Origin of the sequence: Variovorax sp. J22P240 (assembly GCF_030316855.1) — a bacterium.
Taxonomy (GTDB): Bacteria; Pseudomonadota; Gammaproteobacteria; order Burkholderiales; family Burkholderiaceae_C; genus Variovorax.
This window is the reverse complement of record NZ_JASZYR010000009.1, coordinates 56,679-76,449: the sequence shown is the minus strand read 5'-3', so window position 1 is coordinate 76,449 and position 19,771 is coordinate 56,679. Positions and strand designations below refer to the sequence as shown.

At 63.4% G+C, this 19,771-nt stretch carries 21 protein-coding genes; 3 read left to right on the top strand and 18 right to left on the bottom strand.

The window, feature by feature from the left end; translation table 11 throughout:
* Positions 1-172: 172 nt before the first annotated feature.
* The 17 genes from QTI24_RS20825 to QTI24_RS20745 form a co-directional block, all read right to left on the bottom strand.
* Complete coding sequence (locus QTI24_RS20825; protein ID WP_286603058.1) at positions 173-844, bottom strand: LuxR C-terminal-related transcriptional regulator; 672 nt, start codon at positions 842-844, stop codon at positions 173-175.
* Between the two features lie 14 nt (positions 845-858).
* A complete protein-coding gene (locus QTI24_RS20820; protein ID WP_286603056.1) occupies positions 859-1,353 on the bottom strand; it encodes an Ohr family peroxiredoxin in 495 nt (164 codons plus the stop codon).
* A gap of 134 nt (positions 1,354-1,487) precedes the next feature.
* On the bottom strand, positions 1,488-2,243 hold the full coding sequence (locus tag QTI24_RS20815; protein ID WP_286603054.1) for an SDR family oxidoreductase: 756 nt from the start codon (positions 2,241-2,243) through the stop codon (positions 1,488-1,490).
* Positions 2,244-2,270: 27 nt separating this feature from the next.
* A complete protein-coding gene (locus tag QTI24_RS20810) occupies positions 2,271-2,750 on the bottom strand; it encodes a carboxymuconolactone decarboxylase family protein (protein ID WP_286603052.1) in 480 nt (159 codons plus the stop codon).
* Between the two features lie 178 nt (positions 2,751-2,928).
* The gene (locus QTI24_RS20805) at positions 2,929-3,936 is read right to left on the bottom strand and encodes a bestrophin family protein (protein ID WP_286603050.1); all 1,008 of its coding nucleotides are present in this window, start codon (positions 3,934-3,936) and stop codon (positions 2,929-2,931) included.
* A 12-nt stretch (positions 3,937-3,948) separates the two neighbouring features.
* On the bottom strand, positions 3,949-4,581 hold the full coding sequence (locus QTI24_RS20800; protein ID WP_286603048.1) for a peroxiredoxin-like family protein: 633 nt from the start codon (positions 4,579-4,581) through the stop codon (positions 3,949-3,951).
* Between the two features lie 411 nt (positions 4,582-4,992).
* The gene (locus tag QTI24_RS20795; protein ID WP_286603245.1) at positions 4,993-5,772 is read right to left on the bottom strand and encodes an alpha/beta fold hydrolase; all 780 of its coding nucleotides are present in this window, start codon (positions 5,770-5,772) and stop codon (positions 4,993-4,995) included.
* A gap of 166 nt (positions 5,773-5,938) precedes the next feature.
* Positions 5,939-6,259: a hypothetical protein gene (locus tag QTI24_RS20790; protein WP_286603046.1), complete on the bottom strand. Its 321-nt coding sequence runs from the start codon at positions 6,257-6,259 to the stop codon at positions 5,939-5,941.
* A gap of 167 nt (positions 6,260-6,426) precedes the next feature.
* The gene (locus tag QTI24_RS20785; protein ID WP_286603045.1) at positions 6,427-8,100 is read right to left on the bottom strand and encodes an electron transfer flavoprotein-ubiquinone oxidoreductase; all 1,674 of its coding nucleotides are present in this window, start codon (positions 8,098-8,100) and stop codon (positions 6,427-6,429) included.
* A 218-nt stretch (positions 8,101-8,318) separates the two neighbouring features.
* Entirely contained in the window at positions 8,319-8,804 is a 486-nt protein-coding gene (locus QTI24_RS20780) for an Ohr family peroxiredoxin (protein ID WP_286603044.1), read from the bottom strand.
* Positions 8,805-8,888: 84 nt separating this feature from the next.
* A complete protein-coding gene (locus tag QTI24_RS20775) occupies positions 8,889-10,079 on the bottom strand; it encodes a bifunctional alpha/beta hydrolase/OsmC family protein (protein WP_286603043.1) in 1,191 nt (396 codons plus the stop codon).
* Between the two features lie 77 nt (positions 10,080-10,156).
* Positions 10,157-10,525, bottom strand: coding sequence for a hypothetical protein (locus QTI24_RS20770; protein WP_286603041.1), 369 nt, complete (start codon positions 10,523-10,525; stop codon positions 10,157-10,159).
* On the bottom strand, positions 10,522-11,280 hold the full coding sequence (locus QTI24_RS20765) for a sensor histidine kinase (protein ID WP_286603040.1): 759 nt from the start codon (positions 11,278-11,280) through the stop codon (positions 10,522-10,524). Before QTI24_RS20765 ends, QTI24_RS20770 begins: the two co-directional genes overlap by 4 nt.
* Before the next feature lie 619 nt (positions 11,281-11,899).
* Complete coding sequence (locus QTI24_RS20760) at positions 11,900-12,508, bottom strand: glutathione S-transferase family protein (protein WP_286603039.1); 609 nt, start codon at positions 12,506-12,508, stop codon at positions 11,900-11,902.
* Positions 12,509-12,591: 83 nt separating this feature from the next.
* Positions 12,592-13,614: a glycosyl hydrolase gene (locus QTI24_RS20755; protein ID WP_286603038.1), complete on the bottom strand. Its 1,023-nt coding sequence runs from the start codon at positions 13,612-13,614 to the stop codon at positions 12,592-12,594.
* A 13-nt stretch (positions 13,615-13,627) separates the two neighbouring features.
* Positions 13,628-15,880, bottom strand: a complete 2,253-nt coding sequence (locus QTI24_RS20750; protein WP_286603037.1) for a di-heme oxidoredictase family protein — start codon at positions 15,878-15,880, stop codon at positions 13,628-13,630.
* Between the two features lie 654 nt (positions 15,881-16,534).
* Positions 16,535-17,014, bottom strand: coding sequence for a carboxymuconolactone decarboxylase family protein (locus tag QTI24_RS20745; RefSeq protein ID WP_286603036.1), 480 nt, complete (start codon positions 17,012-17,014; stop codon positions 16,535-16,537).
* A 247-nt stretch (positions 17,015-17,261) separates the two neighbouring features.
* On the opposite strand from QTI24_RS20745, the gene QTI24_RS20740 reads away from it, so the two are divergent.
* From QTI24_RS20740 to QTI24_RS20730, 3 genes are all read left to right on the top strand, one after another.
* Positions 17,262-18,017 carry an SDR family oxidoreductase gene (locus QTI24_RS20740; RefSeq protein WP_286603035.1) on the top strand — a complete coding sequence of 252 codons (756 nt, stop codon included), beginning with the start codon at positions 17,262-17,264 and terminating at the stop codon, positions 18,015-18,017.
* A 130-nt stretch (positions 18,018-18,147) separates the two neighbouring features.
* Positions 18,148-18,606, top strand: a complete 459-nt coding sequence (locus QTI24_RS20735) for a carboxymuconolactone decarboxylase family protein (RefSeq protein ID WP_286603034.1) — start codon at positions 18,148-18,150, stop codon at positions 18,604-18,606.
* Between the two features lie 64 nt (positions 18,607-18,670).
* Positions 18,671-19,075, top strand: a complete 405-nt coding sequence (locus QTI24_RS20730; protein WP_286603033.1) for a cupin domain-containing protein — start codon at positions 18,671-18,673, stop codon at positions 19,073-19,075.
* A gap of 53 nt (positions 19,076-19,128) precedes the next feature.
* Here QTI24_RS20730 and QTI24_RS20725 read toward each other — a convergent pair whose 3' ends face one another.
* Entirely contained in the window at positions 19,129-19,731 is a 603-nt protein-coding gene (locus tag QTI24_RS20725; protein WP_286603032.1) for a LuxR C-terminal-related transcriptional regulator, read from the bottom strand.
* Positions 19,732-19,771: the final 40 nt, after the last annotated feature.

Genomic DNA, 19,771 nt, shown 5'->3' with positions numbered 1-19,771 from the left:
GCGAGTTTCTGCGGGCATGACTCACCTTGAGCAGAGAGCGCTTCTGAGCAAATGAACGTCGCGGAATACCGATCCAAGTCATGGACGGAGCGGATGGTTCGGCGCCGATCGGGCGCCCTCAAATCCCGAACATCTGGGATTTGACTGTCCTCAGTGCCTTCGCACGGCCCGGTTACAGCAGGCCGTCGCGTTGGCTGCGCATCGAAGCACGCGGGCCGGCACTGGACATCGGTGGCCGCTCCTCCGTGAGCAAGCCCCGACGACGCGCTTCCCGCAATGCGGCAGTCCGCGTCGGCTCTCCGAGCTTCCCCAGAATGGCTTTCACATGGCTCTTGACCGTGCCCTCGCCGATGCCCAGGTGGCGACCGATGTCCTTGTTGTTCAATCCGCGGGCAATGAGATGTAGAACCTCCAGCTCGCGGCCCGTCGGCACGACAAAAGTCAGACTGTCCAGCAGTTGCTCCGCCACCGAATCGGAAAGGTACCTGCGGCCCACCGCGACGCAGCGCACCGCTTCCGAGAGTTCATCGGCCGTGCAGTCCTGCAGCACGTAGCCGCGGATTCCCGCATCCACGGCCCGGCGAATCTGCAATCCCGCGTTCTGGTCAGTGACGATCAGCGACGAACTCGCGGTACTCCGGCGACTTCGAACGGTCGCGGTCGCACCATGCAGGCCTGTCGCGTAGTCGGTCACGAGGACGTCGGCAGCGGACGCGTCGGTCTCGCCCATTTGCACCGCAAAGTCCGCGCGAGAGCGAAGCAGCGCGGCGATGCCGGCGGCGACATAGGTGTCGCGATGCGTGACTGCCACGCTGATCTTCGAGGCTGCGGCCTGAGCGGTCATTTCGGCTCCAATCTCTACGTCGCCAGTGCGACGATGCTGTTGAATCCGTTCCTTGCCATCTTTGCATAGGGACAGAATCGTTCGGTGCTGCGCACCAGCTCTTCAGCGATGCCCTTCTCGACGCCTGGCAAGGAAATACGAACGTCAGCCGAGAGCGCGAAGAGTCCATCGACCGGATCCCGCCCGAGTGCGACAGAGACCTGAACGCTCGAGCCGCGAAGCGCGATACCGCTCCTGGCTGCAAGCAAGTTGAGCGCGCCGTGAAAGCACGCGGCGAACGCCGCTGCAAACAGCTGCTCGGGATTCGTTCCGCCGCCTTCGCCGCCGAGCTCAGGCGGAAGCCGCAACTGCACGTCGAGGTTTCCATCCTCGGCGCGCACGATACCCGAGGCACGCGCGTGTTCTGCCTCTCCGCCGCTGGCCGTGACCTTCGTCGAATAGAGCGCCAGGAAGTTTGGCCCCTGGTACTTGTTCAGCAGCGTCACCGGCGGGGGTTGCAGCTTGGACACGTTGAGCGGCTCCGCCGCAACTCCTTGAGTTGGCGGCCCCTGACGCGAAGCCCGCTTCGACGGTCCTCGCGACGCAGGGGACGCCGGGTCTGGGCACATCGTTTTCGTGACCGGTTGCGGCGGAGGCGCTGGCATCAGCGAGGCGCCTTGGGCAGCGCGAACCAGGCGTCGAAGTCGAGCGCACCGATGCGCGGGTTGGCGCCCGGCACGAGCGTATCGTCCTTGAGCTCCGCTCCGAAGTAACGCGCATGCACGTCCGGCACCACGGTGCGCGAGTCGCTCGAAGCCTTGAGAAAGCGTTGAACGAGTTCGGACAGGCGCACACGCTCCGGCCCCGCGATCTCGACCACCGCGTTGAGCGGCGAGCCCAAGGTGTAGTCGGCCACCGCCGCCGCGACATCGTCCGACGCAATCGGCTGCACGAAGGCCGGCGAAAGATGGACGGTGTCACCTTCCGCGCCGGATTGCGCGATAGAACCCAAGAACTCGAAGAACTGGGTTGAGTGGACGATGGTGTAGGGCATCTTCGATTCGCGGATGAGCCTCTCTTGCTCGATCTTGGCGCGGAAGTAGCCGCTTTCGGTCAGCCGGGCCGTGCCGACCACCGACAGCGCCACATGGTGCTTGACGCCGGCCTTGGCCTCGGCGGCCAGCAGGTTGCGACCCGAGGTCTGAAAGAAGTCGAAGACGGCCTTGTCTTCAAACGACGGGGAGTTCGCCACGTCCAGCACCACCTGGGTGCCGACGAGCGCGGCGTCGAGGCCCTCGCCCGTGATCGTGTTGATGCCCGAAGCGGGCGAAGCCGCAATGACCTCGTGCCCACGGGCACGCAACCTGTTGACGACCTTTGAGCCGATGAGCCCGGAGCCACCGATGACAACGATTTTCATGATCGCTTTCCTTCGCGAGTGAATGAATCAGGAGAGCTTGGCCTTGTCCAGCCCGAAGACCTTGTCGGAAGCGCCGGGCACACTCTTGAAGCCGATGTTCAGACGACTCCACGCATTGGTGGACATCACCAGGAAGGTGAGGTCGGAAATCTCCTTTTCCGACAGTTGCGTGCGCACACGGTCGTAGATGTCGTCGGGCACACCTTGCTCAGGCAGCTTGGTCAGCACCTCGGTCCACGCCAGTGCCGCGCGCTCACGCGGAATGAACAGTGCCGAGTCGCGCCATGCCGCGAGATGGTAGAGCCGCAGTTCGCGCTCCCCGTGGATCTTCGCCTGCTTGACGTGCATGTCCAGGCAGAAGGCGCAGCCGTTGAGCTGGGACGTTCGGATGGACACGAGATCGCGAATCGGCTCTTCGATGGAGCTTTCCTTGATGGCGTTGAGAAACTCGACGAACTTCTTGAATAGTTCGGGAGACTGCTCGACGTAGTTGACGCGTTGGGTCATGACAGATTCCTTTGAAGAGGCGGCAGATGCCTTGGCTCAGAGCGGCTGAGCTGCCCGGTTTGCGAAGATCGCGATGAAGCGCCTTGATCGTAGGTTTGGGGCGTCGCCCGCGGTAGCCATGCACACGAGCGCACCATGTTGAGCGCCACGCACCAATCGAGCGGCCCAGCGAGATCGCTCAAAGAATGATGTCGTTCGTCGGCTCCGGCAGTGCGGGCAGATCGGCATCGCCGATGATTTCCTTCAACTCGCGCTCAATCATCTTGGCAATCTGCGTGATAGGCACGTCGTTGGCGCTGCCTTCGAAGGGGTTCTCCGTGCTCTCCCCGACCTGCTCCAGCGACGTGTACATCCACGAGATGGTTGCGCTGAACGGAATGACGAGCCAAACCATGCTGCCCTGCATGAAGCCCGCGATGCCTTCGTTGAGCTTGTCAAACTCTTTGAGCAGACCGAACGGAAGCAGCGCACAGAAGGCCCATACGAAGATCGTGTTGATGATTGCGTACTGCCGCGGGTACGGGAAGTTCTTGAGGCGCTCCGCGCGCCCCTGTTGCTCGATGAACTCTTTCAGAATCTTGTTCAGCTCGATGTAGGAAGTGAGCGATATGCCATCCTCGTCCAGCAGTCGCCTGAGCGCGCGCCCCTGAAGCCAGAGCACTTGGGTGGCCTTGTTGCTGGCCTTCAGGATCTGGCGCTGCTCCTCCTCCGACAGATACTTGCACAGCTCCTCGTCGATGGACGTCTCACGTTCGGGAATGCGATAGGCGCGGCGATACTCGGCATGCGAGGCCTTTTCCATCGACTCCCACACCCTAGGCGTCCTGAGTTCGTAGCGCAGGCAGGTCAACCATGCCGCATGCCGCTCGACGAGGTCGCGGGTGTCGGCAGGCTTGGCCACGAAGCCACGGACGCAGATGCCCCAGAACCTGCTGCTGTTGAGGATGGAAGTCCACACGTGCTGCGCATCGGCCGTGCGGTTGTAGGTCTGGACGTTCTTGAAACCGACGATGAACGATGTTGCCGTTCCGAGGAGCCCGACCACGGTCAGCGGAAGCGTGAGCCACCGCAGGCCGAGTACCTGGTAGAGGATCACGGGGATGCCGCCTACCGCAAGCAGCACGTAGATCTGGCGCCGCGTCCAGACGAGAAACTCGGAAACTCTGTAGGTCTTGCCCAGGTGCATGATGGATGTTCGCTAGGCGTGAAGCGCCAGTTCCTCGATGGCTGCGATGACATCGAGCGGCTCGACGCGTTGCCGGGCGTCCTCCTCGATCAGGGCGAACCGGATGCGACCGGTGCGGTCAACCACATATGTAGACGGAACGGGGAGCACCCACAGCCCGTTGCCGTTCAACACCGGTATATCGGTTCCGACCGAGCCATAGAAGTCCACCAGTTCCGGATGGAGCGTGAACGCGATACCGAATCCGTTTGCCGCTTCCAGGGAAGAGTCGCTCAAGACCGTGAACGCGAGCTCATTGTTCTCGGCGGTACTCAGCGAGTTGTCGGGTGTCTGCGGCGAGATCGCCAGCAGCGTGGCGCCCAGCCGCGCCAACTCGCTCTCCTGCTGGCGCCATGCGCGCAACTGCAAGTTGCAGTAGGTGCACCATCCGCCGCGATAGAAGACGATCACCAGTGGCCCCTTGCGCCAAAGCTTGGAAAGGCGCACCGGATTGCCGAAGGCGTCAGGCAGGACCACATCGGGTGCGGGGTCCCCGGCGCGCTTGGCGCGCGCCGCGATCCCTGTCGCATCGAAGACGTCGTCCGCACCATCGGTCAGAGCACCCGAAGCGACGGAGCCGCGTCCGTACAGGTCGGCACGCGTCATGGCAAGCTCCCGTCGGCGATCGCTTCGCCTGCATCGAGCGATGACGCATGCGGTGCGCCGTGCGCTTGGCCGAACGCATCACAGAATGCACGTATCGCACTTCCAGGCGTCTCCTGCAACGCCTCCGAGGCAGCAAGCACAGAACTGACCGCGATCGTCATGACGATCGCAATGCTGCCTGCGGCGCCTTGGAGCCGGCGCGCTCGTTCAGATGTTTTCATGAATGGTCCTCCTGGATCGATGGTTCGCAGTCGTCATCGAGACGCTGTGTTGCGCGGCATCGGGAGCGACGACCCTGACCCTGTGAGCCTAGGCTTTGCCGCGTCGGAACGGTAGGCGGCCGGCGGGGATCGCGGTGTTTCCTGCCGCGCACCAATGCGCCTCGCGGGCAGCGCCTACGTCGGGATCCGCTCAAGGCTGCACCGCGTCCGCCTCAACGGCCTCGGCCGCCGCGACGATGAGGCGACTCACCGCGTTGGGCTTGGAAATCATGACCACATGCGACGCTCCGTTCACAACCACCGTTTTCTTCGACTTCGCTCGTTCGGCCATGAATGCCAGCGCAGCAGGTGGAATGTTCTTGTCACGATCGCCGTAGATGAACCACGATGGAATCGTCTTCCATGCCGCCGCAGGAGCCACCTCGACCAAGGCACTCTCGGTGATGGGCCGTTGCGCGACGGCCATCAGGTAGCCGGCCGCCGGCGGCACGTCGGCAGCGAACTGACTGGAGAACTTGTCCTGGAGGATGTAGAGGTCCTTGGCTCCGTCGGGCAACGAAACGGGCGGCGCAAGCGTCGGACCGAGCGTGCTCCCTGGAAACTTGCCCGAAAGATCGACCGCTGACTCCCCCACATCGGGGGCGAATGCCGCGACGAAGACCAAGGCCTTCACGTTGGCTTTTCCATCTGCGGCGGCAGAGATGACCGAACCACCGTAGGAGTGGCCGACCAGCACGACCGGCCCTTTGACTGACGCGACGAGCGCGGCGACGTACGCCGCATCGGACTTGACTCCCCGAAGCGGGTTCGCAACCGCAATAACGGGAAAGCTCCGGGCGCGAAGGCTTCGCGCCACATTGTTCCAACTCGACGAATCGGCGAAAGCGCCGTGGACCAGCACGATGGTTGGTCTTGCCTGCGGCGCGACGGGCGTCGCCGCGCCGACAGGCGTTGCGAGATGCAAGGTCATGATGCCGACGGCTGCGATTGCCAGCGCCAGGCGCGAGATCTTCTTCATGTTCAAGTTCCTTTGAATGCGGGTTCAGTTGAGTTCTTCAAACAGAGGGATGCGAACTTCATTTCGAGCGATCGGCACCCACACATTGCCTTCGCTCTCACGAGACCGGTTCGCAGTGTCAGCACAGGGCTGACGCCGCTGCTTGGCTTTCCGGCGCCTTCGCGCACGCCGAGTCCGGCGGGGTATGACGTTGATCTCCGCTTGCGCTGCAGATGTCCTGGAAGACAGGTCTTGCCGTGATGGCTGCCGTGGCGAGTTCCAGTTCCACATGGGCCGCGCCTCCTTTCGCGATCACACCCGCGGCAGCGATGGCAATCAGGCAGATCGCCAGGTAGCCCCAGCGCCAGACCGCTTCCATGGCATCTCGCGGCGTGGAATCGGCACTTGGAATATGGACCGAATCGGACGAAGGGGTCGGGGATTGCATGCGCTGCGTCATGGTGATACCTCAAAGGGCTAAGCCCTAGGCCTCAGAACGACTGAGGCACCGTTTCGCGAACATCGCGATTACGGCGCCAATCCTAGAAATCACCCTCGAGAAGCGGTAGACCTGCGACGGGTACCGCCATGTTGACCGTGCAGCATCAATCTGCTTGCTCGCCAGGCCTACATCGAGTCATAGCCTGGACCGTCACCGCCCTGCGGTGCGACCCACACGATATTCTGGGTCGGGTCCTTGATGTCGCAGGTCTTGCAATGAATGCAGTCCTGCGCATTGATCTGAAGCCGGTCCTCTCCCTTGTCATTCCTCAGAAATTCGTACACCCCCGCGGGGCAGTAGCGGCTCTCAGGTCCGGCGTAGGTGCGCAGGTTGACAGACACCGGCACCGTCGCGTCGCGCAAGGTTAGGTGCACCGGTTGGTCCTCGGCATGGTGGGTATTGCTCAGGTAGACAGAACTCAGCCGATCGAACGTGAGTTTTCCGTCTGGCTTGGGATATGCGATTGGGTCGCACTGGCGAGCTTGGAGCAGGCTCGAATGATCCGGTTGCTTGCCGTGCAGAGTCCACGGCGGCGTACGGATGCCGAGCTTTGGCATGAGCAACTGCTCGACGCCCGTCATTACCGTGCCGACGACGGCGCCCTTCTTGAACCAGAGCTTGAAGTTCCGAAACTCGTGCAACTCGGCATGAAGCCAGCTTCGCTCAAACGCCTCTGGATAGGCAGTCAGCTCGTCGCTCGAACGCCCTTCGCGCAGCGCGGCACACGCGGCCTCGGCTGCCAGCATGCCAGTCTTGATCGCCGCATGACTTCCCTTGATGCGTGCCGCATTCAGATAACCAGCTTCGCAGCCCACCAGTGCACCACCCGGGAACACGGTCTTCGGCAGGCTTTGCGGGAAGCCATTGTTGATGGCACGCGCGCTGTATCCGAGGCGTCTGCCGCCTTCGATGTGCGCGCGGACGGCAGGATGCGTCTTCCATCGCTGGAACTCCTCGAAAGGGCTGAGCCATGGATTCTGGTAGTCCAGCCCGATGACGAAGCCCAGCGATACCCTGTTGCCATCGAGATGGTAGACAAAGCCGCCGCCGAATGTGCCGCCATCCATCGGCCACCCCGCTGTGTGAACGACGAGACCCGGCTTGGCTTGCGCTGGTGCGACCTCCCAGGTCTCCTTCAGCCCAATAGCGTAGCTGGCCGGGTCACGCCCCTCGGCCAGGTCGAAGCGCTCGATCAACTGGCGGCCAAGCTGTCCCCGTGCACCTTCGGCGAAAATGGTGTACTTGCCGCGAAGTTCAACGCCCGGCTGGAACGCGTCCGTCCTTTCACCATCACGCCCGACCCCCACGTCGCCAGTGGCCACGCCCTTGACGCGGCCCGCTCTGTCATAGAGCACCTCTGTCGCGGCGAAGCCCGCGAACACATCCACTCCCAGGCCTTCGGCATGCTGCCCCAGCCACTTCACGACATTGCCGAGGCTGATGACGTAGTTGCCGTGATTGCGAAAGCACCTGGGTACCAGGAAGCTCGGCGTCCGCATCGAACGCTTTGCACCGAGAAAAAGGAACTCGTCAGCCGTCACAGGCTGAATCAAGGGCGCGCCTAGTTGCTTCCAATCGGGCAATAAATCATCGATCGCCCTGGGATCCATCACTGCGCCCGAGAGAATGTGGGCCCCGGCCTCGCTCCCCTTGTCGAGCACGACGACCGATGCCTCGGGCATGATTTGCTTGGTCCTGATGGCCGCGGCCATGCCCGCCGGCCCGCCGCCTACGATGACGATGTCGTAGTCGAACTGTTCTCTCGCGTCGACAACGGAAGGGGCGACATGATCGGCCATTCGGATTCTCTGTTGAGCTACGGTTCAAGGGCGATCTGATACCCGTCGTCTTCATGGCGACGGTCGGAGGGCAGGAAATCGATCACTTCACTGGCACAACCGCATTGACGCCTCGGCTCCTCACCAGAACAACAAGGGACTTCGCAGGCCAAACCCCAGGGCAGGTTCACGATGTTGCCTAGGAGGCACCAATGTCATTTGCGCTCAGTAGCGACGGTTCATACCAAGCTGACGGTGCAGCGCATTCCCTCTTGCGCCATCTTCGCGTACGGGCAGGCTTTTTCCGTCTCCGCCACGAGCGCGGCGGCGTGCGCCACGTCCATATGTGGCAGGCTGACTGTGAGCTCGGCCGTGATCCTGAACAGGCCGTCTGAGGGCGCCCGTTCGAACGAGACCGTCGAGGCAATGTCGATGTCCCGGGGCAAGTGCATCTCCTTGGCGGCGGCCACCAGGGTCATTGCGCCATGGAAGCAGGCGGCGAAGCCTGCCGCCAGGAGTTGCTCCGGATTCGCTCCTCCACCGTTGCCCCCCAACTCTTCGGGGAGCCGAAGGGCCAGGTCGAGATTGCCGTCGTCGGAAACCGCCCTGCCCGCAGACCGCGCATGACGGGTTGAAACGCCCACGGTGGTGGCGTAGAGCGGCACGATCGCATGGCAGGCCTGCGGCGCAGCTCCCTTGACAAACAAGGCTGCAAGTTGGGTCATGACGGAACTCTCCTTTGGAATGAGATGAGGCTTTCCAATGCAGTGCGCCAACGGGCGCGCATGCACAACGATGTGACTTCGGGCTCACGTCGACGGCTCCAGCGTTGCGCTTTCAAACCACGCACCCAGCGCGAGCGTCCGGTGCACGGGGCATCGTTGCGCCACCTCCAGCAGCTGCCCGCGCTGCATGTCATCCAGGGAGCCCTCGATGGAGATCTGGCAACTGAAGACATCAGCGGGAGAGTGCTGTTTGTCCTTACGGTGATTTACCGCCGTACGGATGCGCGTCACTGCCCAGCCCTCGCTATCAGCATGGTGACGCAAGGTCATCGTGGTGCAGGCAGCCAGAGCCGACGACAACAGGTCGTACGGCGTCGGGCCCGACCCCAACCCGCCAGCCGGCTCAGGCTCGTCGGCCAACCACCGCGCGCCTCCGGCGCGGAGCGCGAGTTGGAATTTCCCGAGCCTCGTCTCCTCCGCCACGGCGTCCGCGTGAGCCGGCTCGGGCGAAGGCTCGGGCAGGTAGCGCGAGGCCCACGCCGCGATCAGATTGGCCGCGTGCTCCGCGTCGTTGCGGCTCGAAAGCAAATGGTCAGCCTCGTCCAGCGAAACGAAACTCTTGGGATGCCGAGCGGCAAGGAAGATATGCGTGGCGTTCTCGATGTCGACTGTCTGGTCGCGCGGTGCGTGCAACAGCAAAAGCGGTCGTCGCAAGGCCGCGATCCGAACGCCCTGATCGTGCCCACGCAAGCCATCGACGAACGTCTTTCCCACAGACAGGGGGCGTCCGGCAACCTGCACCAGCGATTGCGCCTGGATCTCGAGCCGTGCCAAGCCCTCGGGGTCGAGCAGGTGCAGGAGATGCGCAACGTCGAATGGCGCCGCGATGGTGGCAACCGCCCGTGCGCTAGCAATGTCGCCCGTGGCCGCCAGGATGGCCGCACCGCCCAGGCTGTGTCCTATCAGAATGTCTGGCGGCATTCCTGCCGCCTGCATGGCGTGGGCAGCCGACACCAGATCTCCCACATTCATGCTGAAGCTCGAGTCAGCGAAGTTGCCCTCGCTTTCTCCCAGCCCCGTGAAGTCGAAGCGCAGCACACCGATCCCCGCACTTGCGAGCGTTCGTGCGATGCGTACGGCGGCCAGGTTTTTCTTTCCGCAAGTGAAGCAGTGCGCAAAAAGAGCCCAGCCGCGCCGAACGCCCTCAGGCATTTCGAGGCTGCCGGACAGGCGCCGGCCCTCGCGGTTGTGGAAGTCAAAGGGACGCGTCGGCATGATGCTGTCCGCTACCCACTTGAATCTCCGTGCGGTAGGGGTCCCGTCCGATGATGGCGGTGGCTCGAGCCATGAGGTCAATTCCTCGGCGACGTGGAATCCCGCCAAGACAAGGTGGACAACAGCACGCCGTCTCCATCGATCTCGAACTCGTCAGGTAGCGGTCCGTCGATCCGCTCCAACTGAACCACACCGGCCAATCGCTCCCGCAGTTCGGTCGCCCAGGCAGCACCGTGGGCCATCCAGATGGGACTCGTCTCGTCACCGTCGAGCGAAGGTTCCAGCATCACGATGACGCGCAGGTCGTTGGCATCCGAACGCCCGTCAGGCCGGATCGCCCAGAGGCGGCGGACCGCGGGGGTTGCGTCATACCATGTCTTCAGCGTCGTCGACACGAAGGCGTGCGGGCGGGACGCGTCAAGAAAAGGATCGAGTGTGATTTTCATGGGGATGCGATCGATGAATGATCTGCGTGGGCGGAAGAGGTATCCGCTGGCGTTGCAGATGGGTGCAGAGGCAGCCAGACGCTGAACTCCGCACCTTGGTTGATTCCCGCGGAAGTGGCCTTCACGAACCCGCCATGTGCGGCGGCCAGTCCGTGGACCAGCGCAAGCCCCACGCCGAGACCGCCGTGCAGCCCTTCGCCGACGGAGGCTCCAGCCTGGCTGAACAGTCCAAAGACATCCGGCAGGAAATCGGGAGCAATACCGCGGCCGCAATCGACCACGGAAATCCTGGCAAAGCCGCCTTCCGAGAGCAAGCGCACGAGGATGCGCCCACCTGCAGGTGAGAACTTCACGGCGTTGTCCAGCAAGTTCCCCACGATCTGCTCGAGCCTGAGCGCGTCTGCGTAGCAGACCAATGGACTGGAAGCCCGCACTTCCGTGGTGACGCGTCCCGGCGACCAGTTCGCGCTCAGCGCGGCCACAAGATCCATCACCAGCTTGCCGAAGTTCACCTCGGCGCGATGAAGCGTCAGCTTGCCCGTACGTACCCGGGAAACGTCGAGGAGGTCGTTGATGATGCGCGCCTGGCTCTCGATGGCACGCTGTATCGCATCGGCGATGCGCCGCAGGTGTGTCGGTGCCGTCGATGCCGGCAACCGCGTCAAGAGCTTCGCGTTCATCTGGATGACGTTCAGAGGTTGCCTGAGCTCGTGCGACACGACGGCCAGCACCCTGTCTCTGGTGGCGCAACGCATGTTCATCCGGCGTGCGCGTCGAGCGCGTGATAGTTCTTCATTGGTGTTCCGTGTCTTCGATGCAATGTCCCGCGTTCATCGAAACGCAGCTTCGATGGATCGAGGTGCTTTCAACGTTGGAGTGATCCTAGGCAGCCCTCTGGGCGGCCGGAAGGCCCGCGCAACGGCGCACCGTGTTGCCACGCGAGCACCAATCACGGCGATCGCTTCGCATCGAGTTCCTGTCACGGAGCGCCCTTCTGATCCGTCAATTCGTGTGAGGCGCACTCGCGCCCCGGGGTCATTCAGGCCGTGTTGTCGTGCGCATTGACGGATCAGGCACTCCAACTGTCAGACAGGAATCCCTCTACGAAGCAGCAGTGCACAGGTCGTTCTCATCACGGGCGGCGGCGCCGAAATCTGTCGCGGCATGCGCCCTCGCCTTCAAGGCATCGTGTACTGCATCCTTGGATCGAACGAGGAAGCGGAAGACGCCGAGCAAGGCTCAGGTGGCGGACAAGCGCAAGCGCTTTGCAGTGTCGACCCCAGCCCACCTCCGTCTCGTGGAAGACTTTGCCAGCGCGCTGCAGCGCGGCGGCGCCATCCGGCAACGTGGCCTCGCTGACTCCGCGTTGATCATCTAGCGGGCGTCTGGCACCAGTTCCACCCATGCTCGCTGGCTCTTGACTCGTTCGATCCACTCATGAATGGAGGCAAAGCGCTCCATGTCGTAACCGCCTTGCGAAGCCAGCGAGACATAAGCGAACACCGCCGTGTCCGCGACGGTGTAGCGCTCGCCGACCAGCCAAGCCCGACCGCGCAGCCACTGCTCCAGCTTCTCGAGCGCCGGATAGCCCTCCGCATGAAATCGCTGGATCTCCTGCTGCATATCGCCCGCAAGGCCGCGCAGATGCAGGACGCGCGGAATGGCGATCGCCTTTTGCAGATCGGCCTGTTCGAAGAACAGCCAGCTCAGCACCTCCGCGCGCTCATGAGGATCGTCCGGTAGCAAGGGCGTGCCGTGCGCGAGGTAGAGCAGGATCGCCCCGGACTCCACGATCGTGCGGCTGTTCTCGAGCTGCAGCACAGGGACGCGGGCGAAGCGGCTGATCGCGCGAAACGCGGGCTCCTGCGCCTCGCCCTTCGCGAGATCGAGCGTGATGCGCTCGTACGGAAGTCCCAGTTGGCTCAGCAGGATACGGACCTTCCACGAGTTGCCGGACAGGCGACTGTCATAGAGGCGCAGCATCTTTTCACTCCATCTTCGATTGGGCAGTGACGATTCTCACACCAACAGCGCAACCACGAACAACTCCGGCCCGTCGAGTCGTGTCAGGTTTTGAACGGCAGCGAGATGTAGTGCTTGCCAAGGTCAGTCAACTCGCCGGGCGCGCCCAGCAGGCTCGTATGGTGGAGATCCATGTTCCAGCGGCCGGTGAACCAGGCGTAGCGAAACACGTCGGTGCGCGCCTCGCAGGTGGCGACCATCTCGCTCATCTGTGCCTTGTGCTTTGCGACAGTGTCGATCTGCGCGCCGTCGGCCTGGCCATGCCAGTTCGCGAACTCGGTGATCCAGAACGGTTTGCCGTATTTCCCCAGACCGTCGAGTTGCGCGGCGAGTCCATAGTCATACCAGTGAAACGCCAGGTAGTCGATGTTCGGATCGCGGTTGTTGTTGGACGCCCGGTACGCGCCGAAGAACGCGTCGAGCCACACCACAGGATCGGCAAAGCCCGGCATCGTGCCCCACGTGATGGCCGGGCCGACCAGCTTCACCCCCGTGCGCTTCGCGAGCGCTTCGAAGCGCGGCCAGACTTGTGCCGCTTGCGCCGGCGTGAGGTTGGCCTGATCGGTGAGATTCGGTTCGTTGAGCAGCAGCAGGTGCCGGATGTCCGGGTGACTCAGCAGGAAGGATTCGACTTCGGCTGCCTCGAAGTCGCCATTCCACAGCATTGGATGAAAGTCCATGCCATAGCGCGAGCGGAAGTCAGCGGGAACCTTGCTACTGGGCCGCAGGCCCCAGCCGTACCACCAGCTCACACCAGGCGACAGCGCCGCGAGGTCGGCGGCGTCGGCGAAGTCGTAGGCGACGCCACGTTTGGTGCTCTTGGTGACGGGTACGGGTCCGCCCGGCATCGGGTCGGGAACAGGCGCACCGGCACCTGGATTGGAATCCTCGCCACTGGGTCGCACGCCGCTTGGCGGTGGGGCGCCGCTGGCACCGGCGGAGAGGCCGCCGGCATTGCCGCCTCCACCACCGCAGGCGCCTAGCGCACCGACTGCCGCGGCGGACGAGAGTCCGAGACCGAGAAGCTGCCTGCGCCGCGGGCTATCGAAGTTGCGAGGAGTCTTCACGCGTTCTCTTTCCTCACAGCGACTTGATGAAGTCGATCACCTTGCGACGGTCATCTGCGTTCATCGTCTTGAAACGCTCGCGACTGGCCTTTCCTTGACCCCCGTGCCAAAGGATGGCTTCCTCGACCGTGCGTGCACGACCGTCGTGCAGATAGCGAACCTTGGCGTCGATGCGTTCGAGCAGCCCCAGACCCCACAACGGCGCGGTCCGCCATTCCTGCGGAGAAGCGCGGCCCTGCGGATAGGTGTCGGCCAGTTCCTCGCCCATGTCGTGAAGCAACAGATCGGTGTAGGGGCGAATGGTCTGCCTTCTGAGCTCGGCAAACCTGTGTGCGCCACCGGTCTGCAGCGTCGCCACGTGGCAGGCCGTGCACCGCGCCTCGACAAAAAGCTCGCGGCCGCGTGCCACGCTCACTTGCATCGCATTCTCGGCCTGCACCTGCGCTGCGGTTTCAGCCGGCGACTGCGCCAGGATCTTTTCAGCGTGAATTCCCAACGGTTGCTCCCCTTCGAAGTGGCGTGCGGCAGGCACCGCGAGGAGGCTTGTGTAGCGCACCAGCAGCTCGAGGTCCGCGTCGCTCAACTCGGGACCCTTGCCGTCCTGAGTTCGGCAATCGGAGCCGGACGACGCTTTTCCGCAGATGTGCGTGGGGAGCATGCGCGTGGTCACTCCCATGTCCGCGTTGAGCGCGACCGCCGTCTGATCCATCACGGACGCACTGGTGCCCCGCCAACCGAAGCGCCCGACGCGCTTGACGCTCGGATCCGCAAGGTCGGTGACAATCTGCAGCTTGCCGACCGCGCCATCCGGATCCCCCTTGCTCGCCGTGGCCAGCGCCTCCAGCGTCGATTCGGACACGGCCTCGAGCAGGCCCATCCCGGCAAGATGCGGCGCCGTTCGCACCGACATGCGCGGCGGCAGTTCCAGTGGCTTGCCGGACGTGTCGGTCAGGGTGTAGTGCGGCTTCTGCAGCGTGTACGGCGTGCGATCGGCAAACTGCCCACCCACCTCTTCGTAGCGATCGATCTTCAGTACCGCCTGGCGGCCGTCGTAGGTCTTGCCGCCTTCCGCCACTTGGCCTTGTGCCAACCGCCCCCCGAACCGTCCATCGGTGATCAGATTGCCAGCGCCGTCGCTGTCGCCGGTCAGCACGACCATGGTATTGAGGGGTAGACCGATGCCTGGCGAGCTCTTGCCGTTGCTGGTATGACAGGCAATGCATGCGGCCTGCTGGAATCGGGGACCGGCCTTGCCGGCCTGCGAGTTGAAGAGCGTCGGATTGCCTGCCTCGGCGTGCGTGCCGGTCAGGAATGATGTGTGGAACAGTCGACGCCCTTCGACGAAAGGCTGGATGTTGATGCCGGCGATGTTGGTGCCCGCCTGCAGAAAGAGCATGTCGGGTTGGTTGGACGTGTCTTCCTGCGAGGTCATCATCGCGCCGCCAGCCATCGCCTCGGTCGGCAGCACGCGCGAATCCCAGGGGATCAGCGGATTGCCGCAGCAAGGGCCGCGGTACCACGGTTGCACCCCGGTCTTGCCCACCTGGTACACCATGGCCTCGGCGTAGTAGTTGAAGCGGCCCAGGGCATCACCCTGCTTCCCGGCGAGAAAAATGCCGAGCTCGAATTCCAGCAGGTCGCCCTGGCGCAGTGGGCGGTTCAGCGCCGCGGACCGCGTGATCTGCTTGACCAGCACGAACTCCCCGTCCTTGGGCGGAACGCTCAAGTCGGTGTCGTAGTTGTCGTTCGGATCTTCCGGCAGCGATTCGTAGTTCGCGACGGGTGTCTTCAGTTCTTGCCCCGCACGCAAGGATCCCTCAGGGAGCCGCCTCATCCCGCCGTTGTCACCGTAGAGTGCAACCGCGGCCGGACCATAGGGATCCCCGTCGCGGCGGCCGATGTAGCTGTGCCTGAAATTGGTCCCGTACATCCACCATTGCGGCCGCATCACGATCGTCAGGATGCGGTTGGCCGGGTCCGTCGGCGACGCGTTCTCGTAGATGGTGAGTTCGTGCGTCCGGCGCTCGAAGTAATGAGGCGCGAATGTCAGATACGGGTCATCGCTCGGCGTGCCGTTGCCCACTTCACGGGCATGACGATCGCGTGTTCGCCCACCGACACGGGTGACCAGCGTGCCATCGGACAACGTGTACTGGGTGACCGGCTGCGGATCTGCCCAGGCGAGCGGCTTGTACCCGTCGAGGTTGTCCGGGCCCAGGGCTTCCACCGGCGCGGCCGGTGCAGTGCCCGTTCCGGTTCCGGGCATCGCGCCGCCGCCTCCGCCGGACCCTCCGCAGGCAAAGAGACTCAGGCAGGCAGGCGCGACGAGGCAGACTCGCAGCCATCTCAGCAGACGCTTCGTTCGAGGTGAGGAAAACATCAAGCAACTCCAATGCAGTGCTGGAAAGGGACAGGATTCGCGGGAATGCATCGCAAAACGGGCGCGCGCGGCGCATGCCTCGGTCGAGGCGGGCACGGATGGCAAAGGGATAGCAGCGAGTCTTCGGCCGGCACCTCAGTGCCGAGCCGGCGCTAGGGCGTCAACAAGCGCCTGACAGCGCAAGAGCCGCTGGACGAACGGACCGCAGGAGGCCGCTTGCATGGCGGAAGTTCTGGAGGTTCGCTCGTCGGGCCGCTTCGTCTAGGGCCTGGTGATGCGGGATGCCCTGGGCGGATTTGATCGCCTTGGCGAGACGCTTGATGCCGACCAGCGTCGTCGGGCGAAGATCATCGTTGGACATGCAGTTCCTTCGGTTCACTGCGAGACGTCACCCGTCGACCGTCCCTCGAACCAGGACATGACATGCATACGAAGTGGATGCAAAGGCAGCGCTGATCAACAGCTTTACGAAGACGGGTGGAAGGGGCCTGCCGGGAACCTGTATCCAAATACTACAACAACTTCGTGTCGCCGTGGCAACTAGGCGAGCTGTGCTTGGTCCAGTCCGAAAGCCACGTCCGAGGAACCCGCCACGGTCCTGAAGGCGACGTTGATGCGATTCCAGGCGTTGATCGCGACAACCAGGAAGCTCAGGTCCGAGAGTTCCTTTTCCGAAAAGTGAGCGCGGGTCGACGCGTAGATCGCATCAGGCACGCCCTGCTCGGACAGCTTGGTCAGGGCCTCGGTCCATCCGAGTGCGGCACGCTCGCGCGCAACGAACAGGGGCGACTCGCGCCAAACCGCGATGTGATGCAGGCGCAATTCCCGCTCGCCGTCGAGCCTCGCCTGTTTCACGTGCATGTCTAGGCAGAACAGGCACCCATTGAGCTGCGAGGCTCTGATCGAGACCAAGCATCGCAATGTCCGATCGATCGAACCTTCCTTGGCGGCTGCATGGAATGCCAGGAATCTCTCGAAGAGCTCTGGCGACTGTTGAACATAGTGAATGCGCTGGGTCATTGCGTCTGGACTCCCGAAGGTCGATGAAGAAAGGGCAAGAGACGGATGGACGACTCCGCAGTCCATCGCCACTCGCTAGACGGATGAGAGCGCCGGTTTGTGACAACGCGCCGCGTTGGATCGCCCCCCTCAAAGGGGCAGGGCTTTGTCGGCCCAACAGCCGCTGTCCTCCGCGCCCTGAGTTCCTAAGCTTCACCCAACGGCGACCTCCAGAGTTGCCATGGACCATCGAACGAAAGGATGCCCTGTGAAGATCGCAGTCATCGGCGGAAGCGGGCTCATTGGAATGAAGCTGGTCCACAAGCTTCATCAACGCGGCCACCACGTCATCGCCGCTTCGCCCTCCACAGGCGTCGACACTCTGGCACGAGAAGACCTGGCCGACGCCCTCGCGGGTGCGATGGTCCTGGTGGACGTCGCCGATCCGTCCTCGATCTCGGATGCAGAGGTCATGCACTTCTTCGAGACCTCGACGCGCAACGTACTGGCCGCAGGGCAGGCGGCCGGCGTGCGCCACCACGTGACGCTGTCGGTTGTGGGCGCGGAGCGCCTTCATGAAATCGGTTACCTGCGCGCCAAGCTTGCCCAGGAGAAGAAGATCAAGGCCGCGCTCGTCGCTTACACCATCGTGCGCGCCACGCAGTTCTTCGAGTTTGCGGGAAGCATCGCCGACGCGGCCACTGAAGGCGATGCAGTTCGGCTGCCTCCGGCACGGGTGCAGCCCATGGCCGCCGACGACGTTGCGGAAGCGCTCGCAGAAGTCGCCGCACAAGCGGCCGTCAACAGGATCATCGAGATCGCAGGCCCCGTGGCCATGGGTCTCGACGAGTTCGTCGGTCAGTTCCTGCGCGCGAACCAGGACGCCCGCAAGGTGGTCGTCGATCCCGATGCGCCCTACTTTGGCGCTGCGCTGGACGATCAGGCCTTTACACCCGGAAAGAGTACTCGTCTTGGCAAGACTCGCCTGGCGGATTGGCTCGACCGCACAGTCGAGAAGCGCTGAGTGCCCATGTCCCCTCCGGCGATGCCGCTCAAGCTTTCGAAGGTTGTCACAACACGAGGGACTCCAACGTCTTAGGTATGTGAACCCGATCACCCCCTTTCAACCTCAACTCCCACCACAAGGAACTCTCATGAACCAAGCCCGACTCCCCTGGACCCAGATCGCACCGAAGTCCTACCAGGCCATGGCCAGCGTCAATGCATCGATCGCCAAGTCCACCCTGGGGCCAGCCCTCTCCGAGCTCGTGCAGACGCGGGTCTCCCAGATCAATGGCTGCGCGTTCTGCCTCGACATGCACGCACGCGACCTGCGCAAGCACGGAGAGACCTGGCAGCGCATCAACAGCCTTTCGACGTGGCGCGAAGCCGCCTTCTATTCCGATCGAGAACGCGCGGCGCTGAACTGGGCCGAGACCATGACCCGCCTCGCCGATCAGCACGGCGACCAGGACGGCGCGTTCAACCAGCTCAAGGAACTGTTCAGCGAACAGGAAATCGTCGAGCTGAGCTGGACGATCGCTCTGATCAACGCGTGGAACCGGATGGCCGTCGGCATGCGCCAGCCGCCGTCCGACGCGCCCATCGAGTGAGCGGCGTTCGACCTTCTGCAACCCCGCCCTGCAAGACAGGGCCCCTCAAGGAGAAATGATGTCCATGTCCATCTGGCACACCGGCAAGCACCTGCTTCTCGCATGCGGCCTGCTGATTGCGCAACAAGCCGGCGCAGCACCGGAAGCCGTCGTCACACCTCTGCTGACGCAGGACCTTCCCAATATCCCGGGCAAGGAGGTCCTGATGATCAGCGTGGACTATCCGCCGGGCGCAGTGGATCCGGTGCACCGGCACGATGCACACGCGTTCGTCTACGTCCTCGAAGGCTCCATCGTGATGGGCGTCAAAGGCGGCAAGGAAGTCACGCTCACCAAGGGCCAGACCTTCTACGAAGGGCTCAATGACGTCCACACTATCGGACGCAATGCGAGCAAGACGCAACCGGCCAAGTTCATCGTTACGCTGATCAAGGACAAGGGCGCCGAGTTCTTCATCCCGGTGAAGTAGCGACGCGTGCGCGCGCCAACGCGCGCGTACGGCCCCTCGTCGGTGGCAGTCGATCAGAATGGATGCACCAGACCGCGTCCGGTCGCCTCGATCGCCACCTGAGTGCGCGACATGGCCTGAAACTTGGTGCACAGCGTCGCTACATGCGCCTTCACGGTGTGCGTCGAGATCTCGAGTTGGCGCGCGATGCCCTTGTTGCCGTCGCCTTGCACCACGAGGCGAAGCACCTCGCGTTCCCGCGCCGTGAGCTTCGCGGGCGGCGGACCACTGGCGAGCAACGCGGACGCGGCGCGACACAGATAGCGACTGCCACCGCGCGCCACGTGCCGGATCGCATCAATCAACTCGTGCGCGTCCGAACTCTGCAAAAGACACCCACGCGCTCCGCTTTCCAGTACCTGCAGCATTTCGCCTTGCCGCGCCTGCCGAGCGATGACGATGACTCGAGATCCACGGGTTGTTTCCGCGCCTGCCTCGAGAAGCGCGAGCGCATTCACGGCATCCGCCACGATGACGTCCGGGGTGCCATCGCCGTGGTCATGAAGGACACCTGCCTCGACGCCGGAGGCTGACGCAATCAGCGCCAGCAGACCCGCGGCTAGCAACGGTTCGTCGTGACAGATGCGAACGGAGATCGTGGGCGATGGGTGGTTCATGGTCCTTCTTTCAGCGCCGTGCGGCATCACGTTGACAGGA